21 protein-coding genes and 1 pseudogene are annotated in these 21,059 nt (G+C 45.0%); 1 reads left to right on the forward strand and 21 read right to left on the reverse strand.

Annotated elements, in window-relative coordinates; translation table 11 throughout:
• From NCY57_RS13715 to rsxC, 9 genes and pseudogenes are all read right to left on the reverse strand, one after another.
• Window positions 1–101, reverse strand: a pseudogene (locus NCY57_RS13715) (transposase); the annotation flags it as partial.
• A 207-nt stretch (window positions 102–308) separates the two neighbouring features.
• On the reverse strand, window positions 309–920 hold the full coding sequence (gene ruvA / locus NCY57_RS13720; protein WP_022426699.1) for a Holliday junction branch migration protein RuvA: 612 nt from the start codon (window positions 918–920) through the stop codon (window positions 309–311).
• A 146-nt stretch (window positions 921–1,066) separates the two neighbouring features.
• Window positions 1,067–2,131, reverse strand: coding sequence for a tryptophan--tRNA ligase (gene trpS / locus NCY57_RS13725; protein WP_015524886.1), 1,065 nt, complete (start codon window positions 2,129–2,131; stop codon window positions 1,067–1,069).
• A 229-nt stretch (window positions 2,132–2,360) separates the two neighbouring features.
• A complete protein-coding gene (locus NCY57_RS13730; protein ID WP_118608844.1) occupies window positions 2,361–3,152 on the reverse strand; it encodes an RnfABCDGE type electron transport complex subunit B in 792 nt (263 codons plus the stop codon).
• A gap of 13 nt (window positions 3,153–3,165) precedes the next feature.
• On the reverse strand, window positions 3,166–3,741 hold the full coding sequence (locus NCY57_RS13735) for an electron transport complex protein RnfA (RefSeq protein ID WP_015524884.1): 576 nt from the start codon (window positions 3,739–3,741) through the stop codon (window positions 3,166–3,168).
• A gap of 16 nt (window positions 3,742–3,757) precedes the next feature.
• Window positions 3,758–4,462 (reverse strand): electron transport complex subunit RsxE, encoded by a 705-nt coding sequence (gene rsxE, locus NCY57_RS13740; protein WP_015524883.1) that lies wholly within the window; start codon window positions 4,460–4,462, stop codon window positions 3,758–3,760.
• A gap of 14 nt (window positions 4,463–4,476) precedes the next feature.
• Window positions 4,477–5,055 (reverse strand): RnfABCDGE type electron transport complex subunit G, encoded by a 579-nt coding sequence (locus NCY57_RS13745; RefSeq protein ID WP_118513492.1) that lies wholly within the window; start codon window positions 5,053–5,055, stop codon window positions 4,477–4,479.
• Window positions 5,055–6,032, reverse strand: coding sequence for an RnfABCDGE type electron transport complex subunit D (locus NCY57_RS13750; protein ID WP_173739624.1), 978 nt, complete (start codon window positions 6,030–6,032; stop codon window positions 5,055–5,057). The genes NCY57_RS13745 and NCY57_RS13750 overlap by 1 nt, the downstream gene beginning before the upstream one ends.
• A 14-nt stretch (window positions 6,033–6,046) precedes the next feature.
• Entirely contained in the window at window positions 6,047–7,372 is a 1,326-nt protein-coding gene (rsxC, locus tag NCY57_RS13755) for an electron transport complex subunit RsxC (protein ID WP_021650509.1), read from the reverse strand.
• A 479-nt stretch (window positions 7,373–7,851) separates the two neighbouring features.
• Here rsxC and NCY57_RS13760 point away from each other — a divergent pair, with 479 nt between their 5' ends.
• Window positions 7,852–8,871: a ribonuclease H-like domain-containing protein gene (locus tag NCY57_RS13760; protein WP_110102317.1), complete on the forward strand. Its 1,020-nt coding sequence runs from the start codon at window positions 7,852–7,854 to the stop codon at window positions 8,869–8,871.
• A 98-nt stretch (window positions 8,872–8,969) separates the two neighbouring features.
• Here the strand turns inward: NCY57_RS13760 and rpsA are convergent, their stop codons facing one another.
• From rpsA to scpB, 12 genes are all read right to left on the reverse strand, one after another.
• Window positions 8,970–10,046, reverse strand: coding sequence for a 30S ribosomal protein S1 (gene rpsA, locus NCY57_RS13765; protein ID WP_015524876.1), 1,077 nt, complete (start codon window positions 10,044–10,046; stop codon window positions 8,970–8,972).
• Complete coding sequence (ispH, locus tag NCY57_RS13770) at window positions 10,027–10,893, reverse strand: 4-hydroxy-3-methylbut-2-enyl diphosphate reductase (RefSeq protein ID WP_138277486.1); 867 nt, start codon at window positions 10,891–10,893, stop codon at window positions 10,027–10,029. The genes rpsA and ispH overlap by 20 nt, the downstream gene beginning before the upstream one ends.
• The gene (cmk, locus tag NCY57_RS13775; RefSeq protein ID WP_015524874.1) at window positions 10,890–11,555 is read right to left on the reverse strand and encodes a (d)CMP kinase; all 666 of its coding nucleotides are present in this window, start codon (window positions 11,553–11,555) and stop codon (window positions 10,890–10,892) included. Before cmk ends, ispH begins: the two co-directional genes overlap by 4 nt.
• A gap of 25 nt (window positions 11,556–11,580) precedes the next feature.
• Window positions 11,581–12,810 carry an NAD(P)/FAD-dependent oxidoreductase gene (locus NCY57_RS13780; RefSeq protein ID WP_227588685.1) on the reverse strand — a complete coding sequence of 410 codons (1,230 nt, stop codon included), beginning with the start codon at window positions 12,808–12,810 and terminating at the stop codon, window positions 11,581–11,583.
• Window positions 12,811–12,913: 103 nt separating this feature from the next.
• Entirely contained in the window at window positions 12,914–14,326 is a 1,413-nt protein-coding gene (locus NCY57_RS13785) for an oxaloacetate decarboxylase subunit alpha (protein WP_015524872.1), read from the reverse strand.
• 36 nt (window positions 14,327–14,362) lie between these two features.
• The gene (locus NCY57_RS13790; RefSeq protein ID WP_015524871.1) at window positions 14,363–15,511 is read right to left on the reverse strand and encodes a sodium ion-translocating decarboxylase subunit beta; all 1,149 of its coding nucleotides are present in this window, start codon (window positions 15,509–15,511) and stop codon (window positions 14,363–14,365) included.
• Between the two features lie 15 nt (window positions 15,512–15,526).
• Window positions 15,527–15,907 (reverse strand): biotin/lipoyl-containing protein, encoded by a 381-nt coding sequence (locus NCY57_RS13795; RefSeq protein ID WP_015524870.1) that lies wholly within the window; start codon window positions 15,905–15,907, stop codon window positions 15,527–15,529.
• Between the two features lie 23 nt (window positions 15,908–15,930).
• Window positions 15,931–16,692, reverse strand: a complete 762-nt coding sequence (locus NCY57_RS13800; protein ID WP_161208393.1) for an OadG family transporter subunit — start codon at window positions 16,690–16,692, stop codon at window positions 15,931–15,933.
• Window positions 16,693–16,705: 13 nt separating this feature from the next.
• Window positions 16,706–18,142 (reverse strand): acyl-CoA carboxylase subunit beta, encoded by a 1,437-nt coding sequence (locus NCY57_RS13805; RefSeq protein WP_021650515.1) that lies wholly within the window; start codon window positions 18,140–18,142, stop codon window positions 16,706–16,708.
• 141 nt (window positions 18,143–18,283) lie between these two features.
• Complete coding sequence (locus tag NCY57_RS13810; protein WP_250789765.1) at window positions 18,284–19,507, reverse strand: D-alanyl-D-alanine carboxypeptidase family protein; 1,224 nt, start codon at window positions 19,505–19,507, stop codon at window positions 18,284–18,286.
• 112 nt (window positions 19,508–19,619) lie between these two features.
• Complete coding sequence (locus NCY57_RS13815; RefSeq protein WP_059085668.1) at window positions 19,620–20,417, reverse strand: zinc dependent phospholipase C family protein; 798 nt, start codon at window positions 20,415–20,417, stop codon at window positions 19,620–19,622.
• A gap of 72 nt (window positions 20,418–20,489) precedes the next feature.
• On the reverse strand, window positions 20,490–21,059 hold the full coding sequence (gene scpB / locus NCY57_RS13820) for an SMC-Scp complex subunit ScpB (RefSeq protein WP_022426764.1): 570 nt from the start codon (window positions 21,057–21,059) through the stop codon (window positions 20,490–20,492).

The following is a 21,059-nucleotide window of genomic DNA, read 5'->3' on the forward strand; positions in this document are numbered from 1 at the left end:
TCATTCTTCTCACCCTGGCTTTCTATATACTGCCGTATCGTTTCAATCGTTGCTCCGCCTGCACTGAGCAGACAGAAGATCTGACTCCAGAATGCATCTTTCATGGTCTAACTCCATTATATTTATCATCCTTTTTCTTATATCGACGGATATGTATTTATGAACTAATTGTTCTTTTTCAGTATACTACATCAGGGAAAGGAGAACAAGTGTTTCTTTTATACTATAGAGATTTTTTTAAGCAGATATGCTCAGATGTGCAATTCATCTCACCATCTGAAGAGGTGGGAGAATTCTTGCTACATTTGTTAAAAATTTTTCAGTGCAGCCCGAAGAATTGCTTCTACATCATCTGCCGGCACATCTTCCGGTACCTTTCGTACTGCACGAAGGGCATCTGCAGAACTGTATCCTAATGCGACAAGCGCCTCCACCGCTTCCTGACGACTATCCCTCAGATCAGATGCTCCCTCAGCTGCTTCTTCCTGCTGATGCGCCAGTTTCATCTCAAAAGCATCTTCCAGCTTCAGCTTGTCTTTCAGCTCCAGGATCATTTTCTGGGCTGTCTTTTTCCCAATTCCAGGGGCCTTGGAGATTGTTTTTACATCATCGGAAAGCACTGCAAAACGAAGCTCGTCTGCACTGATCCCGGAAAGGATACCCAGAGCGCCTTTAGGTCCGACTCCGTTGACACCGATCAAAAGCTTGAACATGCCAAGATCATCCTTCGAAAAAAAACCATATAGCTGCAGAATATCCTCCCGCACATAGAGAAAGGTATGGATCTTCTTTTCATCGCCTATCCGCGCTTTCCCAAGATCCTGTCCTGTCATATAAATCTCATAACCAATTCCGCCATTTTCCACAACCAGACAATTTTCACCGATATCTGCTACAGTACCTTTTACAAAAGAAATCAAATCTCAAGGCTCCTTCCCTGAAACAGCTGAACATCTGTTTCCCATATGAACGCAATAGTAACATAATTTTCAAAAAAAATCAACCCGGAATACAATCTCCGGGTTGATCCTATATACAAGCCTGTGATTCCTCTCGCTGTTTTCTATCACTGATTAAGGAAATCCTGATCCTCAAAATAATTGATCCGCATAGAAGAACGGACATCATGAAGCGTTGCGGCAGCTTTTTCTCTGGCAACCTCTGTACCGGCTTTCAGGATATCGAACACATCTTCGGTTCGCTGCTCCCACATTTTCCTTCTTTCACGGATCGGGCCAAGCTCTGCCTGCATAACATTATTCAGGAACTTCTTGACTTTCACATCACCAAGGCCACCTCTCTGATAGTGAGCCTTAAGTTCATCCAGATTCTGATACTCTGGCAGAAATTCAGCAAAATGTTCCGGGCGGCTGAAGGCATCCAGATAGATAAATACCGGATTTCCCTCTACACGACCAGGATCCTGAACACGAAGATGGTTCGGATCTGTAAACATGGACATGATCTTTTTCTTCACAACATCTTCTTCATCAGACAGATAGATGCAGTTTCCGAGAGATTTACTCATCTTAGCCTTTCCGTCAATTCCCGGAAGACGTAAGCATGCTTTATTGGAAGAAAGAACAATTTCCGGATCTGTCAGTGTGTCACCATAAACCGTATTGAATTTATGGACGATCTCCTTGCACTGCTCAAGCATCGGAAGCTGATCTTCACCTACCGGTACATGTGTTGCACGAAAGGCAGTAATATCAGCAGCCTGACTGATCGGATAGCAGAAAAAGCCTACCGGAATGCTGGCTTCAAAATTACGCATCTTAATCTCGGATTTAACGGTAGGATTACGCTGTACTCGTGCTACCGTAACCAGATTCATATAATAAAAGGTAAGTTCTGTCAGCTCCGGAACCATGGACTGGATAAAAATATTGGATTTCTCCGGATCAAGCCCGCATGCCAGATAGTCCAGAGCAACCTGAAGAATGTTATGGCGTACTTTCTCCGGATGCTCTGCATTATCTGTAAGTGCCTGGGCATCTGCGATCATAATATAAATCTCATCATATAAGCCGGAATTCTGCAGCTTCACACGCTCTGCCAGAGATCCAACATAATGACCTACATGAAGGCGCCCCGTCGGGCGGTCGCCAGTTAAAATAATCTTACTCATGAATTTCGTTCTCCTTGAAGTATACTGAATATTTATATCCTATTATAGCCCCTTGAAATTCACCGGTCAAATATTTTTAACCGGAAACTGCAATTTTTCATTGAAATATAACCAAAAATTTGTATGTATTTATTTTATTTATGCATTATCGGGCACAACATGCTTTATTCCAAAAAAAGAACTGCCACGTCACTCGGAAAACTTCCGTGACAGGCAGTTCTTTTTTGTTTTACAGAATCACATGTCTTGGGCAAACTTCCTTACATTTACCGCAGCCTGTACACTTATCGTAATCGATGTGCGCACAGAAATCGGTAACTGTGATCGCCTCGGACGGACAATTCTTTTCACATTTTTTACAGCCGATACAGCCAAGCTCGCAGGCAGCTGTAACTGCCTTACCTTTTGCGTGGGAGCTGCAGGCTACACGTGTCTGTTTGTCATATGGTACCAGCTCGATCAGGTGACGTGGACATTTGGCAACACATTTGCCACAGGCTTTACATGCTTCCTGATCTACGACCGCAATACCATTCACTATATGGATCGCATCAAATGGACATGCCTTTACACAGCTTCCGAAGCCCATACATCCAAATGTACAGTTTTTTGCACCGCTGCCAGGGATGAAAGCCATCATCTCGCAGTCTTCCACACCTGTGTATTCATATTTCACAGTCGTCTTATCACAGGTTCCCGCACATTTTACAAAAGCAACCTGACGTGCGGTTTCTTTTACTTCCTGTCCCATGATCGCGCCAATCTTGGCTGCAACAGGAGCACCGCCAACCGGACACTGATCTACAGGAGCTTCTCCCTTTGCAATTGCGGCAGCGAGTCCGGAACATCCCGGATATCCACAACCACCACAGTTATTTCCTGGAAGAACGCCGAGAATGGCTTCTTCCTTTTCATCTACCTTAACGGTTAATTTCTTGTCTGCAAGTCCGAGGAAGATACCAATGAATAAACCAGTACCGCCGACAATGACTGCAGCCATAATAATTCCTGTTATACTCATGCTCTTCTTCCTCCTATACGATTCCGGAGAATCCAAAGAATGCAATAGCCATCAGTGCTGCCGTAAGCAGAACGATCGGCATACCCTGGAAGGATTCCGGAATATCGTTGTATTCCATTTTTTCACGGATTCCCGCAAGTAATACAATTGCGATCAGGTAACCTACACCTGTGGCAAATCCGTTGACAACACTTTCAAGAATGCTGTATTCATATTTAACATTGTTCAGTGCTACACCAAGAACTGCACAGTTTGTTGTGATCAGAGGAAGGTATACACCAAGTGCCTTGTAAAGGGATGGTACAAATTTCTTGAGAAACATTTCTACGATCTGTACCAGTGCCGCGATAACCAGGATAAATACGATCGTTTTCAGATACTCAAAATGGGTCGGTACCAGGATGAATTTATAAAGCAGTCCTGCAACAAAAGATGCAATAGTAATAACAAACACAACTGCACCACCCATGCCGGCTGCGGTTTCTGTTTTCTTGGAAACTCCAAGGAAAGAACAGATTCCCAAGAACTGACTCAATACAACGTTACTGCAAAGCGCAGAACCAATTGCGATCAACATCAAGCTTGCCATTTTCTATTCCCCCTTTTTATTCTTTGTCGGAAGGACATCCGCCGCAGGTCGCACAATTGGAGCCACAGCCGGACTGGATCTTGGAAACATCTTTGCCCTTCTTTGCCATGTTGATCTTTACTTTGTTCTGGATTGCTGCAAGTCCGGCAAGAACCAGAAATGCTCCAGGTGCAAGGATAAAGATAGTGATCGGGGTATAGCCGGCAGCACCGGTAGCTGCATCAGCAACCGGAATGATCTGTGCTCCGAAAGCCTTTCCGGAACCAAGGATCTCTCTTACAAGACCAATGGCAACCAGGCCCACTGTAAAGCCAAGACCCATTCCAAGTCCGTCAAAGATAGACGGAAGGACAGGGTTCTTGGAAGCATAACTCTCTGCACGTCCCAGAATGATACAGTTAACAACGATCAGTGGAATGTAAATTCCAAGTGACTCATAAAGAGAAGGAGTAAAGCCTTCCATCAGAAACTGTACGATAGTTACAAAAGATGCTACAACTACGATAAAGGCCGGCATTCTGACAGAGTCCGGAATAACCTTACGCAGCATGGAGATGAGCATGTTTGACATAACCAGAACTACGGTTGTGGAAAGTCCCATACCAATACCATTGATCGCAGAAGTCGTTACCGCAAGGGTAGGACACATACCAAGCATCAGGACGAAAATCGGATTTTCGGTTATAATGCCGTTTTTTAATCTTTCACCACAATTATTCATATTCAACTACCCTCCTAAAATGCGTTTTTGCAATAGCCGATAGCTGTATTGACTGCACCGGTAAAAGCTCTGGATGTGATGGTCGCACCACTGATAGCATCAATAGGCTCACCTTCGCCGCCGTCCTTGGATACATAGAATTTATCGGTATTCTTTCCAACATACTGTTCCTGAAACTTCGCTTCTGTAGCACGCATTCCAAGTCCAGCAGTCTCACTGATGGAAAGAATGGAAACGCCGCTGACGGTACCGTCTTTTGTTACACCAACTGTGATCTGGATATCACCGCCGTAACCCTCTTTATCGGTTACAGTTACCACATAGCCTTCATCTGCTGCTTCACAGACTTCATCTACGGTTGCTTTGATTCCAAGATCTGCAGCTGTTTTATCTGCTGCTTCCTTGTCTACATCTACAGCTTTAAAATCTTCCAGACTTACATCACTGAATACAGTCTGCCATGCTTCTTTTTTTGCCTGTTCCTCGGTTCTTGCAATGGGTTCTTTGGTAACTTCGTAAACCAGTCCAAGGCCAAGGCCGGCAACTACTGTAATGATCGTAAGGATCAATGTATTTCTGATAATCTTACCCATTATTTCTTGCCTCCTTTTCCAAAAGCAACCGGTTTTGTTACTTTTTCAATAAGCGGAACCAGAAGATTGCAGAAAATGATCGCATAGGAAACACCCTCTGCGGAACCACCAAAGAGACGGAATACCGCTGTCACGATACCGAGGCAGCAGCCATATACCAGCTGACCTTTCGGAGTGATCGGCGTTGTCACATAATCTGTTGCCATAAACCAGGCTCCAAGCATCAGACCTCCTCCAAAGATATGGCTTAAAAGATAGTTTACATCAAAGCCTTTGCCTGTTCCCAACATATAGAAAATGACAAATACTGCAAAACTTCCAATATATGTAAGAGGTACCTTCAGATCGATGATCTTAAATGCGAGAAGGATCACTGCACCGATGAGGATCGCCAGGGCAGAAGTCTCACCGATGGTACCCTGGATATTACCAAGGAACAGATTCTTTACAGGAATAGAAGTCCCCTCAATGAATCCCTGGCTTTTAAGCGCTGCCAGAGGTGTTGCCTGTGTAACCGCATCTACAACAGCATGGGAGCTTTTGGAAACTGCAAAGTTGGTCATTTTTCCGGCAAAAGAGATCATAAGGAAACATCTTCCTGCAAGAGCCGGGTTCATAAAGTTCTGTCCAAGTCCACCGAACAGCTGTTTTACAACAATGATCGCAAAAGCACTGCCAAGGATCGGCATCCAGATCGGGATCTGGGGCGGCATGTTCAGTGCAAGCAGAAGTCCTGTTACAACTGCACTGAAATCAGTAGTTGTATTCTTTTTATGCATCAGTCGGTCATACAGCCATTCAAAAAACACACTGGATGCAACCGTCGCCAGCACTACAAGGAGTGCATGCACTCCAAAGTTCCAGATACCGAAAAGTGTTGTCGGCAGAAGTGCGATCACTACCAGCTGCATAATACGGCTGGTGGTCATTTTATCCCTGATATGGGGATTAGATGATACGTTATACATTTGTTCCATTGTTATTCCTCCCCCTATTTCTTTTTCTTGCGCTCTGCAAGAACCATTTTTCTCATAGATTTAATACTCTGAGTCAGAGGTCGTTTGGCCGGACAGATGTAACTGCAGCAGCCGCACTCGCAGCATTCCATACCATCCATTTTTTCGAAGCCTGCCATATCACCGTGTTCTGCAAGAGTTGCAAGGCGGGCCGGAACCACATGGCCCGGACAGACGCTTACACAACGTCCGCAATTGATACATGCAGTCTGGATCTGCTTCGCCTCGGAAACTGCGTCACGCTCCAGGAAAAGCAGGGAAGAAGTTGTCTTCGTACATGGAATATGAAGATCATACAGCGCAAATCCCATCATCGGTCCGCCGGAGATTGCTTTTGCGATCTTTTCCTTCAGTCCTCCTGCAGCATCTACCAGTTCAGACAGATCTGTGCCTGTAAGAACGGAAAAGTTCTTCGGTGTGCGGATTCCGTCTCCGGTAACCGTTACATTACGGCTGATGACCGGCTGTCCGAGGATCACTGCCTTATAAACAGAAGTAACAGTCTCTACGTTATCAACCACGCATCCTACGTCTGCCGGAAGCATAGTGGAATTGATCTCTCTGCCTGTTACCGCATAGATCAGCGTACGTTCACCACCCTGTGGGTATTTGGTCTTAAGCTCTTTTACTTCCATACGCTCTTTGCCTTTGATGGCTTCTTTCATCCTGGCAATACAATCCGGTTTGTTGTCCTCGATACAGATACATCCCACTGCCTTCGGGAAAGCTTTCAGGATTACTTCCAGACCACCAACAATGCTTTCCGGTTCTTCCATCATCCTTCGGTAGTCACTGGTGATATAAGGCTCACATTCCGCACCGTTGACTAGGATATGATCGATCTTGTCGGGTTCCTTTGGTGAGAGCTTTACATGTGTCGGGAAACCTGCACCACCCTGACCAACAACTCCGCCTTCCTGAATCCTTTTCAGGATATCCTCCTTGGAAAGATCCGAAAGCTTTGCAGGTGCATATTCCACAGATTCGTACAGACCGTCATTCTCAATGATGATCGCATCACCCATGGCGCCTACTGCGGTCAGACGTTTCTCGATTCCCTTTACGGTTCCTGATACAGACGAGTGTATCGGTGCGGAAACAAATCCTCCTGCTTCTGCGATTTTCTGTCCTGCAAGCACATGATCACCTTTTTTTACGATCGGCTTGGCCGGAGCTCCGATGTGCTGAGAAACAAGAATTGCCAGATCTCCCTTCGGCAGATACTTCTCGACAGGACAGTTTTTTGACAAATCTTTGCCGTCATAAGGATGGATACCACCCCTGAAGGTTAAAAATGCCATAGATCTCATCTCCTCCTTTATTTTTGCAAGTACATGTACATGGTATTTCTGCGTTGCGCATATACTCTTTTTTTAAGTTGATTCTGTGTTTCTGATTTTCCTTTTCTTATTTCATCCAAGACAAACAAGATCTATTTCGCTCCCATAAATCATTTCGCGAAACATTACCAGCGAACAGTAACAAAGTAGCTTCTGCTTTGAGCAGGATATGTATGAAAGGTTGAATCCAGACACGATCCTGTGATATACTTCGGTAGAAGATATTCACCAGCTCATAAAAAAGCTGTAAATGAATAACCAATTTATGAAGCGATAATAGTCATTTTTTCACTGTCAATCCCCACATAAATCCAGTACCATTTCCTGTTTTTTATCATCAACTCTACTAATAACTATAACTCATTTCACTTTAAATTGCACTATTGAAAAGCAATTTTTTTGTGTATAATCAGATACAATCCATAAAGGAGAAAATTAACATGATCGTTAAAAAAATGCCGATTTTACAAGGGTTTCCAGACTTTGAGACTGTTAAAAAATTGACTAAAAATCATGGATTTTCAGAGCGTTTTGTACCGCTTTTCTATGATATTGAAACTACAGGACTATCACGAAATTCCACTTTTCTGTATCTGATCGGTGCTGTAGCCTACGAAGGAAACAACTGGCAGATGTACCAGTGGATGATTGAAAACGAAGAGGAAGAACCTGAACTTCTGAAAACATTTTCTGAATTCCTTCAGGATTTTTCATGTACGATCCAATATAACGGTGACAGCTTTGACCAGCCTTATCTGGATGCACGATATCAGATCCACGGACTCTCTTCCCCTTTTACGGAGCTGCCATCTCTGGATCTTTACCGGGAACTAAAGCCGCTCAAGGGACTTCTGAAGCTTTCACGGATGAATCAGCCTTCCATGGAATCATTTCTCGGTATTACTGAACGGAACTACTATGATGGAGGTGCCTGCATCCGTCTTTACAAACAATTCGCTTCCGGAAAGAAACCGGAAGCGGCAGAGATCGTTATGGGACATAACCGGGAAGATCTTCTGGGACTTGGAAAAATTTTCTCCATGCTGTCCTATCTTGCTCTTTTCAATGAAGATTACGAAGCACTAAATTGTGAAATTCAAGACGATCAATTGGCCTTTACCATTAAAACTAATTACGATCTGCCTGTTGAATTTTCAAATCATAGTGAAGAATTCTACATAATCGGACAGAATAACCGTGTCCGTCTTCTTGTGAAGCTTCAAAATGGACGTTTAAAGCAATATTATTCCAATTATAAAGATTACGATTACATCCCTTCCGAAGACACTGCAATACCAAAAACCTTAAGTGCCTGCATGGATAAAAAGCTCCGAAGGCCTGCCAAAAGGGACAACTGTTATACCTGGTTTCCTGTAACAGAAGCTTTTCTGCATGATCCTTTAAAACAGAAAACCTATCTGAAACACTGCCTGCCATATTATCTTTCTGTTCTTAAATAATATCTCTGTTACGAAATTCCAATTAAAAAAGGCCGTCACAATAAATGTGACGGCCTCTGAAATTCAAAATATTCATCTGCTGTACAGCTTCTGAGAAATTACTCCTCTGTCTGCTCTGCAGAATTATCCTCGAGTGCTTTCATGCTGAGGCTGATCTTTCTGTCTTCGCCATTGAAATCAACAACCTTAGCCTCGATCTCCTGACCGATGGAAAGTACATCAGATGGTTTCGCAACGTGCTCTCTGGAGATCTGAGATACATGAAGAAGAGCATCTACTCCAGGTGCAAGCTCAACAAATGCACCGAAATCTGTCATACGTGCAACTTTGCCCTTTACTACGTTTCCTACTGCGAAGTCCTCAGCAGCTGTAAGCCATGGGTTCTCCTCCGGGAATTTAAGGGAAAGTGCGATCTTGTCTCCGTTGATATCTTTGATAAGAACTGTAACTTTATCACCTACGTTGAATACCTTCTTCGGGTTCTCTACTCTGCCCCAGGACATCTCAGAGATGTGAAGAAGTCCGTCTGCTCCGCCGAGGTCGATGAATGCACCGAAATCTGTAACATTCTTAACAACACCCTCAACTTTATCGCCTACGTTGATCTTAGCAAGAAGCTCTTTCTGTTTCTCAGCTTTCTCAGCAAGAAGAAGCTGTTTGCGGTTACCGATGATACGGCGTCTTCTTGGGTTGAACTCTGTGATAACGAACTCGATCTCCTGATCTGCATATTTGGAAAGATCTTTCTCATATGTGTCAGATACAAGGCTTGCAGGAATGAATACTCTTGCTTCCTCAACATTGACACAAAGACCACCGTCAAGTACCTGTGTTACAGGAGCCTTCAGAACCTCCTGGTTCTCGAATGCCTCCTCAAGACGTTTGTTGCCTTTCTCTGCAGCAAGACGTTTGTAGGTAAGTGTAACCTGTCCCTCTCCGTCGTTTACTTTGAGAACCTTTGCTTCCATGGTATCGCCAGGTTTAACAACGTCTGTAAGCACAACGCTTGAATCGTTTGTGTACTCGTTCTTTGTGATGATACCGTCTGCTTTATAGCCGATATTCAGGATGATCTCATCATCTTTAACATCGATGACGGTACCCTGTACGATCTCTCCATTTCTGATTGTTTTTACGGAATCTTCCAGCATCTGTTCAAAACTTAACTCTGACATGTTCTTGAACCTCCTCAATAATTTTCTTTGGGGTGGAAGCCCCTGCTGTAATACCTACACAACTACTGCATTGGAACATTTCAGAATCCAAGTCTACAGGTGTTTGTATATAGTAAGTATTTCCACATTCCTTTTTACATATTTCAAACAGCTTTTGAGTATTGGAACTATGTCGGCCACCTACGACCAGCATAGTGTCTACCTCTCCGGCTATCGCTTTAGCTTCTTTCTGCCGTTCTTCGGTAGCATTACAAATAGTGTTTAAAATATTTAAAATATTTAAAACATTATTATCATAACTCTTTTTGCGGAGAATTTCAACTAATTCTTGAAATTTGTTGTAATTAAATGTCGTCTGGGACACTACACATACTTCTTTTTCCGGAGAAATATTGAATTTCTCAGCATCCTCAGCATTTCTGATCACTGTATATGGTCCCTGACACCATCCGCAGATCCCCTGTACTTCCGGATGGCCCGGATCACCGATGATCACAATATGGGCACCTCTGGAGCTTTCTCTCTCAACGATCTTGTGGATCTTCAGCACAAAAGGACAGGTAACATCTACATATCCGAGACCATATTTTTTGATCGTGTTATAAACCCTGCGGCCTACTCCATGGGAACGGATCACAACAGTGCCGCCCTTCAGGCTGCCAAGATCCTTCTCACAGATCACAGCCACACCTTTTTTTTCGAGATCTGAGACAACCTCCTCATTATGGATGATCGGGCCCAGTGTATAAATCGGTGCTGCATCGGAACCGATCAGCTCATAAACACGGTCAACTGCTCTTTGTACGCCGAAACAGAAGCCGGCAGTTTCTGCAACTTTTACGTTCATCCATTCACCCTTTTTCTGTATACGGAAAGGATACTCTCAACCACTTCGTCAATTCCCATCTCAGATGAATCAACAAGAACAGCATCCTCTGCTTTTTTAAGCGGAGAAACCGCGCGGTTCATATCTCTCTCATCTCTGTCAACGATATCTTTCAGGATCTCATCCATATCGCAGGCTTCACCCTTCTCTGTAAGCTCCAGGTATCGTCTGCTAGCACGGGTCTTTGCACTTGCAGTCAGAAAGATCTTCACTTCCGCATTGGGAAGAATGGTGGTTCCGATATCTCTTCCGTCCATAACTACATTATTCTCGGCTGCAAGATTGCGCTGCAGCTTCAGAAGATGTGCACGCACCTCCGGATTTGCAGAGCTTACAGATGCCATATTTCCTACCTCTTCCTTACGGAGGAACGCAGTTACATTCTTTCCGTTAAGGATCACCTGCTGCTCACCGTTCTCATAACGGATAGAGATATCCGCATCATGACAGGCTTCAGAGATTTTTTCGTCACCGCTGATCCCTTTTTCCAGAAGATAAAGTGCCATGGCACGATACATTGCCCCTGTATCTACATAAATAAAGGACAGCTCCTTTGCCACTTTTTTTGCAATTGTGCTTTTTCCTGCACCTGCCGGTCCGTCAATTGCAATATTAATACCCATAATCGTTGCTCCTTCCTCTTTTCTGTTATTCTATCGCCTGAGCTGCCGCATACGCTGTAGACCATGCGATCTGAAGATTATAGCCACCGGTCACTGCATCCAGATCCAGTACTTCACCTGTAAAATACAGATTTTTTATTTTTTTGGATTCCATTGTGGATGGCTGTATCTCTTTTACTGACACACCGCCTCTTGTGATGATCGCTTCCTTAAACTCTCCCATTCCCGTGATCGTAAACGGAAAAGCCTTGATCAGACGGCCAAAAGCCTGACGCTCTTCCCTGGAGATCTCATGTACCGGTTTTTCCCCGGGGATACCGCCAATTTCGATCATGATCGGAGTCAGAGAAGACGGAAAAAGAACACCGATCACATTTTTAAACTGCTTGTTATGATTTGCATCAAATTCACGCAGGATCCGGGCGTCAAGCTGTTCTGCATCAAGCGCCGGCTTCAGATCCAGGAAAGCCTCCAAAGGCTCCTTTTCCAGCTTTTTGCCGATCTGGGCACTGGCGGAAAGGATCAGCGGTCCTGTCACTCCGAAATGAGTAAACATCATCTCGCCGAAATCTTTATAGAGAACTTTTTTGCCGGATTTTACTGTAAGCTCCACATTCCGAAGGGAAAGGCCCTGAAGTTTGGAAACATAATCTTCTTTTGCCACCAATGGTACCAGTGATGGTGACTGGGAAACAACTTTATGTCCCGTTTCAGTAGCAAAACGATATCCATCTCCTGTGGAACCTGTGGACGGGTAGGAAAGCCCGCCTGTGGCAACTACCACAGTATCCGCTTCAAAAAAGGTACCGTCCGAAAGTAATACACCGGTAACTTTTTCATCCTGTGTACAAACTTCCGTTACCTCTGTATGAAGATGGATCTGCGCTCCGGCTTTTTTCAGTTCCCGCTCAAGCGCACGGATAATATCTGATGAATGATCCGATACCGGAAAAACCCGGTTTCCACGCTCTGTTTTCAGCGGCACTCCTGCCTCCTCAAAAAATTCCATCACATCTCTGCTTCCATAGGTGTAGAAAGCACTGTAAAGAAATTTGCGGTTTGACATCACTGCCGGAAAAAGTTCTTCGGTATCTGAATTATTGGTGACGTTGCACCGTCCCTTTCCGGTGATGAAAAGCTTTTTTCCGAGTTTCTCATTTTTTTCCAGTATGTGAACCTGGTGTCCTCTGCGCGCAGCATATACACCGCAGAGCATTCCGGCGGCACCGCCGCCTATGATCGCAACTTTGGACATTACCTGTTATCCTGCCTTTTTTATCTTTTTTATGCACAAAGGAGCCTGCATACAGCAAGCTCCTTTTCCTGTTTTGAAATGCATCTGCATTTCTATGTGTGCTTTATACCGGGTATGCGCCGTTCTTGGTATCTGCTACAGTCTCATCAACTTTTGTCTTCTGAGCCTGGCGATATTTAAAGAAGTCCATGGCAACCTGCGGGAACAGTGCATATGTGAGAACATCCTCATCCTGCTCCTTGTACTGTGCCATCTCGCTCTCAAGCTTATCAAGCTCATCCTCCAGAAGATCTGCCGGACGGCATGTGATCGGTTCAATATCTCCGATACATTTTTTCTGTACTTCCGGATTGAACGGTCTGGCTGTTGCGCCATACTTACCACTTAACACGTCTTTTGTCTCTTTTGTGACAACCTTGTAACGCTCGCCCATGATCACGTTAAATACAGCCTGTGTACCAACGATCTGAGAGGACGGTGTAACAAGCGGTGGCTCACCAAGGTCTTTACGTACACGCGGAACTTCCTCAAGTACTTCGTAGAATTTATCCTCGGCATGCTGCTCTTTCAGCTGTGATGTCAGGTTGGAAAGCATTCCGCCAGGTACCTGATACAGAAGAGTCTTGATGTTTACACCAAGGTTCTTCGGATTGAGAAGACCTGTATCAAGAGCCTCATCACGCATCGGACGGAAGTAGTCAGCGATCTCAGCGAGAAGCTGCTGATCAAATCCTGTATCATATGGTGTTCCCTTGAAGGTCTCAACCATAACCTCTGTTGCAGGCTGGGATGTTCCAAGAGCAAACGGAGACATTGCTGTGTCGATGATGTCAACACCTGCCTCTACTGCCTTCATATATGTCATGGAAGCAACACCGGATGTATAGTGAGAATGAAGATCGATCGGGATCTTAACAGTCTCTTTGAGAGCCTGAACAAGCTCTGTAGCTTTGTACGGAACAAGAAGTCCTGCCATATCTTTGATACAGATGGAATCTGCACCCATATCTTCGATACGTTTTGCAAGATCTGTCCAGTAATCAAGTGTGTAAGCATCACCAAGTGTGTAAGCCATTGCAACCTGTGCATGTGCTTTCTCCTTGTTTGCTGCTTTTACAGCTGTCTGAAGGTTACGAAGGTCATTCATACAGTCAAAGATACGGATGATATCGATACCGTTAGCTGCGGATTTCTGTACAAAATACTCTACTACATCATCTGCATATGGACGATATCCAAGGATGTTCTGTCCACGGAACAGCATCTGAAGCTTTGTGTTTTTGAAACCGTCACGAAGTTTACGAAGTCTTTCCCACGGATCCTCTTTCAGGAAACGTAAGGAAGCATCGAAAGTAGCACCGCCCCAGCACTCTACTGCATAGTAGCCGACTTTGTCAAGCTTCTCAATGATCGGAAGCATCTGCTCTGTGCTCATACGTGTAGCGATCAGGGACTGATGAGCGTCACGCAGGATCGTTTCCACAACTTTCACAGGTTTTTTCTCTATTTCTGCCATAATTATTCTCCTTACAAATTTTTATAAGACAATGGGTTAGACACCAAAAATCGCCATGAATGTACCGGCAGCAACCGCTGTACCGATAACACCAGCAACGTTCGGTCCCATCGCATGCATCAGCAGGAAGTTTGTAGGATCTGCCTCAGCACCAACCTTCTGGGATACACGGGCTGCCATAGGAACGGCAGAAACACCGGCTGATCCGATCAGAGGATTGATCTTTCCGTGAGTAACCTTGCAGAGAAGCTTACCAAGCATAACACCGCCAAAAGTACCGCAGGCAAAGGCAACAAGACCAAGAACTACGATCTTCAGTGTATCTACGTTCAGGAACGCCTCAGCACTTGTGGAAGCACCTACAGATGTTCCGAGAAGGATTACTACGATGTACATAAGAGCGTTGGAAGCTGTTTCAGAAAGCTGTTTAACAACTCCGGACTCACGGAACAGGTTTCCGAGCATCAGCATACCAACAAGGGGAGCTGTTGTCGGAAGGATCAGGCAAACAACGATTGTGATAACGATCGGGAAAAGGATCTTCTCAAGTTTTGTAACAGGACGGAGCTGCGCCATTTTGATCTTACGCTCTTTCTCTGTTGTGAATGCCTTCATGATCGGAGGCTGGATGATCGGTACCAGGGACATATAGGAATATGCTGCCACTGCGATCGGTCCCATAAGAGAAGACTGTCCAAGCTTACCTGCAAGGAAAATGGAAGTCGGGCCGTCAGCACCACCAATGATAGAGATCGCTGCTGCTGCTTTACCATTAAATCCAAGGAAAATTGCAAGGAAGTATGCAAGGTAAATACCAAGCTGTGCAGCTGCTCCCATCAGGAAGCTGATCGGGTTTGCGATCAGCGGACCGAAGTCTGTCATCGCACCGACACCCAGGAAGATCAGTGAAGGAAGAATACTCCACTCATCCATTAAGTAAAAATAATGAAGAAGTCCGCCAACGCCATTGGATGAATCCTCAATGCTCAGCATAATGTCCGGATAAATATTTACCAGAAGCATACCAAAAGCGATCGGAACCAACAGCAGCGGCTCAAAACCATGTTTAATGGCAAGATATAAGAACACACATGCCACTGCGATCATCAGGTAGTTTCCCCAGGTAAGGTTGAAAAATGCTGTCTGATGGATCAGGTTTGACAGGGTATTTGTTACATAAGACATTTGTCTACCTCCTGTTTAGTTCATTGTTGCAAGAGTATCTCCATTTTCAACGGCAGCACCCTCTGCAACATCGATGCTGGCGATTGTTCCGTCCTGAGGAGCAACAACCGGGATCTCCATCTTCATGGACTCAACGATCACTACGCTGTCACCAGCTTTTACGCTCTGTCCAACAGATGCAACGATTTTTACAACTTTTCCAGGAACGGCTGCGGAAACTTTAACAGAACCTGCGCCTGCTGCCGGAGCTGCTGCCTTAGGAGCTGCTGCCGGAGCTGCCTTAGGAGCCGGAGCTGCTGCTTTTGGTGCTGCTGCAACTGGAGCTGCTGCGTTTCCGTTCTCTTCTACAGTAACTTCATATGCTGTTCCGTTAACAGTAATTGTATAACTCTTCATTTTAAAATCCTCCTAAATAATGATTATCTTTTTCTGCGGTTGACTTTGCGGATGGAACGTACTACGAATCCGTCTGTGCTTGTTTTGCCTTCAGAAGCAGCGATAGCTGCAGCGATCACGGCAATAAGCTCACCATCATCTGTCACATCCTCAACAGCAGGCTCAGCAACTGGTGCTGCAACCGGAGCCGGTGCTGCGGCTGCCGGAGCCGGTTTGCTCTCTTTTTTCTTTCCTTCCACAAGTCCGGGAATATATTTGAAAAGAGAGATCACGAAGATCAGGAATACCAGGATCACAAATACTGTTCCGAGACCCATCACTGTATTCATCGCTGCCTTCTCCATGTTCTGTGCCAGTGTATAATTCACATCAACTGTAAGAGAAGTCGGGGTTCCTGATTTATCAAATACATAAGTGAAATTCGCTTTGTTTTTCTCGAAGGATACCGGAACAACAACGGTATACTGATCATCGGAATACTCCACTGTGATATCTTTCTCCTCGATATCACCTTTTTTCTCACCAAGCTCTTCTCTGGAGCCATCCCATGCACTTGCAGCACTCTGTGTGAAAGCATCCTCTGATTCCAGATATCCCTGGATATCATCCTCGGACATTGCGATGATCGCATCCGTCAGGCCCTTGGTTGTTGTGACAAGCTGACTCTTTACAGAATCATCAATCTCATCAGCAGCCCATGCAGTAGCTGTGCATCCGATCAGAAGTGCAGCTACGCAAAGAAGTGCCATGCAGACAGAAGAGATCTTTTTATAAAACTGTCTCATACGCTCACCTCACTTAGACTGTTCCATGCTTTTTGGATGGACGGTCTTCCCTTTTTGTGAACAGCATCTCAAAAGCACCGATTACATATTTTCTTGTATCTTCTGCTTTGATCACAGTATCCACATATCCTCTTGCTGCTGCAGATGCGATACCGTTCTGGAGTTCTTTGTACTCAGCTGCCTTCTCATTCAGTGTAGAAGCGTCAGCTCCCTCATACATGATCTTTGCTGCAAGGGAAGCATCCATCATACCGATCTCAGCTGTATCCCATGCATAAACCATATCTGCTCCGACAGATTTGCTGTTCATGGCAACGTATGCAGTTCCGTATGCTTTACCAATTACAACATTTACCTTCGGTACAGTTGCAGATGCAAAAGCATGTACCATCTCACCTACAGATTTAGCCATCATCTTCTCATTGCAGAGTGTAGCTTTAAATCCTGTTACATTAGTAAGAGTAAGTACCGGAATCTCAAAAGCATCACAGAATTTTACGAAGTCTGCTGCTTTTCTTGCACCTCTTGCAGAAAGAGTTCCGTCGGAAATCTCTGTCTTATTGCCATCAGCATCGTAAGATTCGCTTCTGTTTGCAACAGCGCCAACGGTAGCTCCGTTCAGACGAAGGAAGCCTGTTACGACATCCTGGCCGTAAGCTGCCTTTGTTTCAAAAAACTCACCATTATCAGCGATTCTTGAAAGCGCAATAGCTGTGTCGCCTGTGCAGCCTGCAATATCATCACATACTCTGTTCAGGTCATCTGTGCATTCCTTGAAGCTGTCATTATCTTCATTATTCTCCGGAAGCATGCTGACCAGTGTACGGATCTGTCCAAGGATCTCCTCTTCTGTTCCGATGCCGTCAACAAGTCCTGTCTCCTCACTCTGGAACTGTGCGGAAGCTGAATCGCATTTTTCCACTCTGTTTCCTTCCAGTGCATTTGGAGTGTTTACAAACAGTCTGCCCTTCTTCTCCTCTACAAATGTAAAGTCTGTAAGAGCCGGTACAACTGCCATTCCACCGCCGCATGTTCCGAAAACAGCAGTGATCTGTGGAATAACACCGGATGCCAGTGTCTGTTTCAGATAGATCTCACCAAATGCCTCAAGTGCATCGGTAGCCTCCTGAAGACGAAGTCCCGCACAGTCTACAAGACCGATAACAGGTGCTCCAACTTTCAGAGCGAGATCATAAATTTTGGCGATCTTTTTGGCATGCATCTCACCAACTGTTCCGTTCAGTACAGATGCATCCTGGCTGTATACATACACCAGACTGCCGTCAATCACACCATATCCGGTGATCACACCGTCTGAAGGTGCTTTTTTTTCAGTCATGTTGAAATCTGTAGCTCTGGCTGTGACAGCCTGTCCGATCTCAACAAAACTGTTGGCGTCAAGCAGGGAATTGATCCTTGCAGCCGCTACGCTTTGTGTCGCATTACTCATTATACTATGCCCTCCATTTTTTTATTAATATAACCAAAAATTCAGCCGAGTATAATTGTACCTTTTTTTTGCAGAAAATTCAATACTTTTCGTCACGAACGTTAAAAAATTAACCCCTGACATATGCCAGGGGTCGCTAAATTAATGGAAATAATCCTTAAATACTTTATCCACATACCATTTATAGGTAATTCTGTCGATTTTGTCATCGGCGGTTACAAGGCAGGAAAGGAGTTCTTTTCCGTTGAGCTTTGCATGGAGTGTACCGATCTTCTGGTTTTTCTGTATTGGTGCCGGGAGCTTATCCGGAAGCTCCGTTTCCCATGTGATCGTTTCTGTTTTTTTCAGAAGATATCTTTTCTCACGATCTTTTTCAGAAAGTACTGCGTGTATTTTCAGCATAACCTGTTTGGGAGGATATCCGGAACGATCGGACTTTTGCGGATATGGATCTTCTTTTCCCGGTGCTGCTTCTGTTACCGGGATCTCAGGCAGCTGTGGAAGCTCCGGCAGCATCATATACTGATAATTTTCCCTGCCATAGGAAAGGAGCTTCTTAGTATCGCTCCATTTATAATTTTTATTTCCGGGCCATCCGCATCCCAGAAGAGCCACGATAAATAATCGCTCGTCCTGTCGGACTGCGCAGACATAACAATATCCGGCATTTCCTGTAAATCCTGTTTTTCCGGAGATCACTCCTGTTTCCATATCCAGGAAAGCATTGGTATTATGTACCGAATAATGCTTTTTTCCTGAGATATCCGTGAAAGTATAATCTCTAGTCTGGGTAATATGGACAAATGTTGCATTTTTTATTGCATACGCCATGATCAAGGCAAGATCCCGGGCTGTTGTATGATGGATACCGCCTTCATCTTCTCCATCCAGACCATTGGGTGTAACAAAATGTGTGTCCTTACATCCCAGCTCTTTTGCTTTTTCATTCATCTTCTCTGCAAAACCTTTTACGGAGCCGCCGATATGTTCCGCGATGGCCACTGCGGAATCATTATGGCTTTTCAGCATCAGTGAATAGAGAAGATCCTCCAGATAAAACTGCTGTCCCTCCCGCATGCCAAGACGTGTCTGTGGCTGAGATGCCGCATTCCCGGAAACCTGTACGTAATCATCTCCCTTTGCCAGCTCCAGAGCAAGAATACAGGTCATTACCTTTGTGGTGCTGGCATTCGGCCGTCCTTTGTATGCTTCTTTTCCGTACAGCACACGGCCGGTCTCCCCATCCATGAGAACTGCAGAAAGTGCATATAGATTTTCGCCATCTGCCGCCTTTACCGGAAAAATCTGACAAATAATAAGGACCGCTGTCACCAGCACGACAGCGGCCATACGCCGTTTGCTCATAATGCATCACCCCGTACACGGTTCATATAACTGTTTACAGTAACTGTTATATTTAATTTTATGCGGGGATAGCATTCAGATATCACTTGTATCTATTGTCTGCCGGGATCGATCATCCGTTAAAGGTCAGATCCCATCTGTCAGAAAGATGTCCTGGCCTGACTGCAAGTGCAGCAAGCTCTTCCAGCATATCTGGCGCCTTGGCAAGCGCCTCTTCCATCAGACTGTCCAGTTTAAGAAGCTCCTCCTTACAGTCGATCTCTGGCTCCGGGCTCATAAAAAATTCGGTAATAAACGCAGATATCTTTTTTCCTGCGGGGGAAAGGGCATGTTCCGAAAGGCGTCTCTTCCTTCCTCCATCATCACATACCAAAATACAGGTGAATATCTTCATCATTTTCAATGACAGATAAATGTTCCAGGTACGGATCGCCGGCAATACCTGGTGGATCGTCCATGCACTGAGAAAACTGGCACGGATCCCATGAGACGGATAAAAACGCAATGGATCTTTGCCGGTTTCATACATCAGCATGCGATCAAATTCCTTCTCAAAGAGCGTATGTGAGACTTTCCCCTCGGCAGCTACCTGATTGACGTAAGGATGACAGGTAGAATCCAGGATATAATGACATCCGAACCCCAGCAGGTAAGCCATCAGTGCAGGATTTTTTTCCTCCCGGACCTTCGCCATGCCCTTTTCAAAGAATTCTCTTGCTTTCCGTCCATGCATCTGCACTCCGTACTGTGTCACCGGATTTTTGGATATAAAATAATAAAACAGGATATCCGGACCATGCTGTCCGATCCGGTACAGATTTCCGTTGCTTCGGATCAGATGCTGTAATTTTGCGGAAAGTTTCCGGTAAACCCTTTTTCCAAAAAGATCATGTGCGTATGTTGTGGGCATTTTCGTCACTCCTCTTCTGTTTTCTGATCTGTCCGACAGGTCCCGTCAGCCGGCATCTGTCCGTGTTATTTGTTATACGTCCAGCTTCAGCTGGATCTCTTCCTCTGCTTCCGCCTTGAAATCCTCCAGCTGGACCGGATCCATTTCCGGAAGGTCTTCCAGCCCCTGGACACCAAAGCAGCGCAGAAATTCTTCGGTGGTTCCCAGGAGGATCGGGCGACCCGGAGCATCCAGACGTCCAAGTTCTCTCACCAGATCATAATCCATCAGTTTATTGATGGCATGATCACATTTTACCCCTCGGATCTTTTCAATCTCTGCTTTTGTAACGGGCTGTTTGTAGGCAATGATCGAAAGGGTTTCAAGCATAACGTCTGTCAGCGTGGGTTTCTTTGGCTGCGCTGCGATCCGGATAAGAGAATCATAGTATTCTTTTTTTGTACAAAGCTGAAAGGAGTTTTCGAGCTCTATGATCTGGATCCCCCGCTCTTCTTCCTGATAACGGATCATCATATTTCGGATGATATTTTCCGTTGTTGTCGGATCCTGACGGATCGCTCTGGCAATACGGGGTAATTCCACTGCTTCTCCCATTGCAAACAGGATGGCTTCGATTTCTCCTTCAATTCGTTTGATTTCCAC

The organism is Blautia sp. MB18-30 (assembly GCF_023669475.1).
Taxonomy (GTDB): Bacteria; Bacillota; Clostridia; order Lachnospirales; family Lachnospiraceae; genus Blautia_A; species Blautia_A fusiformis.

Excerpts from the sequence above, each read along its gene's own strand:
- trpS (WP_015524886.1), bottom strand. The coding sequence starts at position 2,131 with ATGAGTAAGATTATTTTAACTGGCGACCGCCCGACGGGGCGCCTTCAT.
- NCY57_RS13730 (WP_118608844.1), bottom strand. The coding sequence starts at position 3,152 with ATGAGTATAACAGGAATTATTATGGCTGCAGTCATTGTCGGCGGTACT.
- NCY57_RS13735 (WP_015524884.1), bottom strand. The coding sequence starts at position 3,741 with ATGGCAAGCTTGATGTTGATCGCAATTGGTTCTGCGCTTTGCAGTAAC.
- rsxE (WP_015524883.1), bottom strand. The coding sequence starts at position 4,462 with ATGAATAATTGTGGTGAAAGATTAAAAAACGGCATTATAACCGAAAAT.
- NCY57_RS13745 (WP_118513492.1), bottom strand. The coding sequence starts at position 5,055 with ATGGGTAAGATTATCAGAAATACATTGATCCTTACGATCATTACAGTA.
- NCY57_RS13750 (WP_173739624.1), bottom strand. The coding sequence starts at position 6,032 with ATGGAACAAATGTATAACGTATCATCTAATCCCCATATCAGGGATAAA.
- rsxC (WP_021650509.1), bottom strand. The coding sequence starts at position 7,372 with ATGGCATTTTTAACCTTCAGGGGTGGTATCCATCCTTATGACGGCAAA.
- NCY57_RS13760 (WP_110102317.1), top strand. The coding sequence starts at position 7,852 with ATGATCGTTAAAAAAATGCCGATTTTACAAGGGTTTCCAGACTTTGAG.
- rpsA (WP_015524876.1), bottom strand. The coding sequence starts at position 10,046 with ATGTCAGAGTTAAGTTTTGAACAGATGCTGGAAGATTCCGTAAAAACA.
- ispH (WP_138277486.1), bottom strand. The coding sequence starts at position 10,893 with ATGAACGTAAAAGTTGCAGAAACTGCCGGCTTCTGTTTCGGCGTACAA.
- cmk (WP_015524874.1), bottom strand. The coding sequence starts at position 11,555 with ATGGGTATTAATATTGCAATTGACGGACCGGCAGGTGCAGGAAAAAGC.
- NCY57_RS13780 (WP_227588685.1), bottom strand. The coding sequence starts at position 12,810 with ATGTCCAAAGTTGCGATCATAGGCGGCGGTGCCGCCGGAATGCTCTGC.
- NCY57_RS13785 (WP_015524872.1), bottom strand. The coding sequence starts at position 14,326 with ATGGCAGAAATAGAGAAAAAACCTGTGAAAGTTGTGGAAACGATCCTG.
- NCY57_RS13790 (WP_015524871.1), bottom strand. The coding sequence starts at position 15,511 with ATGTCTTATGTAACAAATACCCTGTCAAACCTGATCCATCAGACAGCA.
- NCY57_RS13795 (WP_015524870.1), bottom strand. The coding sequence starts at position 15,907 with ATGAAGAGTTATACAATTACTGTTAACGGAACAGCATATGAAGTTACT.
- NCY57_RS13800 (WP_161208393.1), bottom strand. The coding sequence starts at position 16,692 with ATGAGACAGTTTTATAAAAAGATCTCTTCTGTCTGCATGGCACTTCTT.
- NCY57_RS13805 (WP_021650515.1), bottom strand. The coding sequence starts at position 18,142 with ATGAGTAATGCGACACAAAGCGTAGCGGCTGCAAGGATCAATTCCCTG.
- NCY57_RS13810 (WP_250789765.1), bottom strand. The coding sequence starts at position 19,507 with ATGAGCAAACGGCGTATGGCCGCTGTCGTGCTGGTGACAGCGGTCCTT.
- NCY57_RS13815 (WP_059085668.1), bottom strand. The coding sequence starts at position 20,417 with ATGCCCACAACATACGCACATGATCTTTTTGGAAAAAGGGTTTACCGG.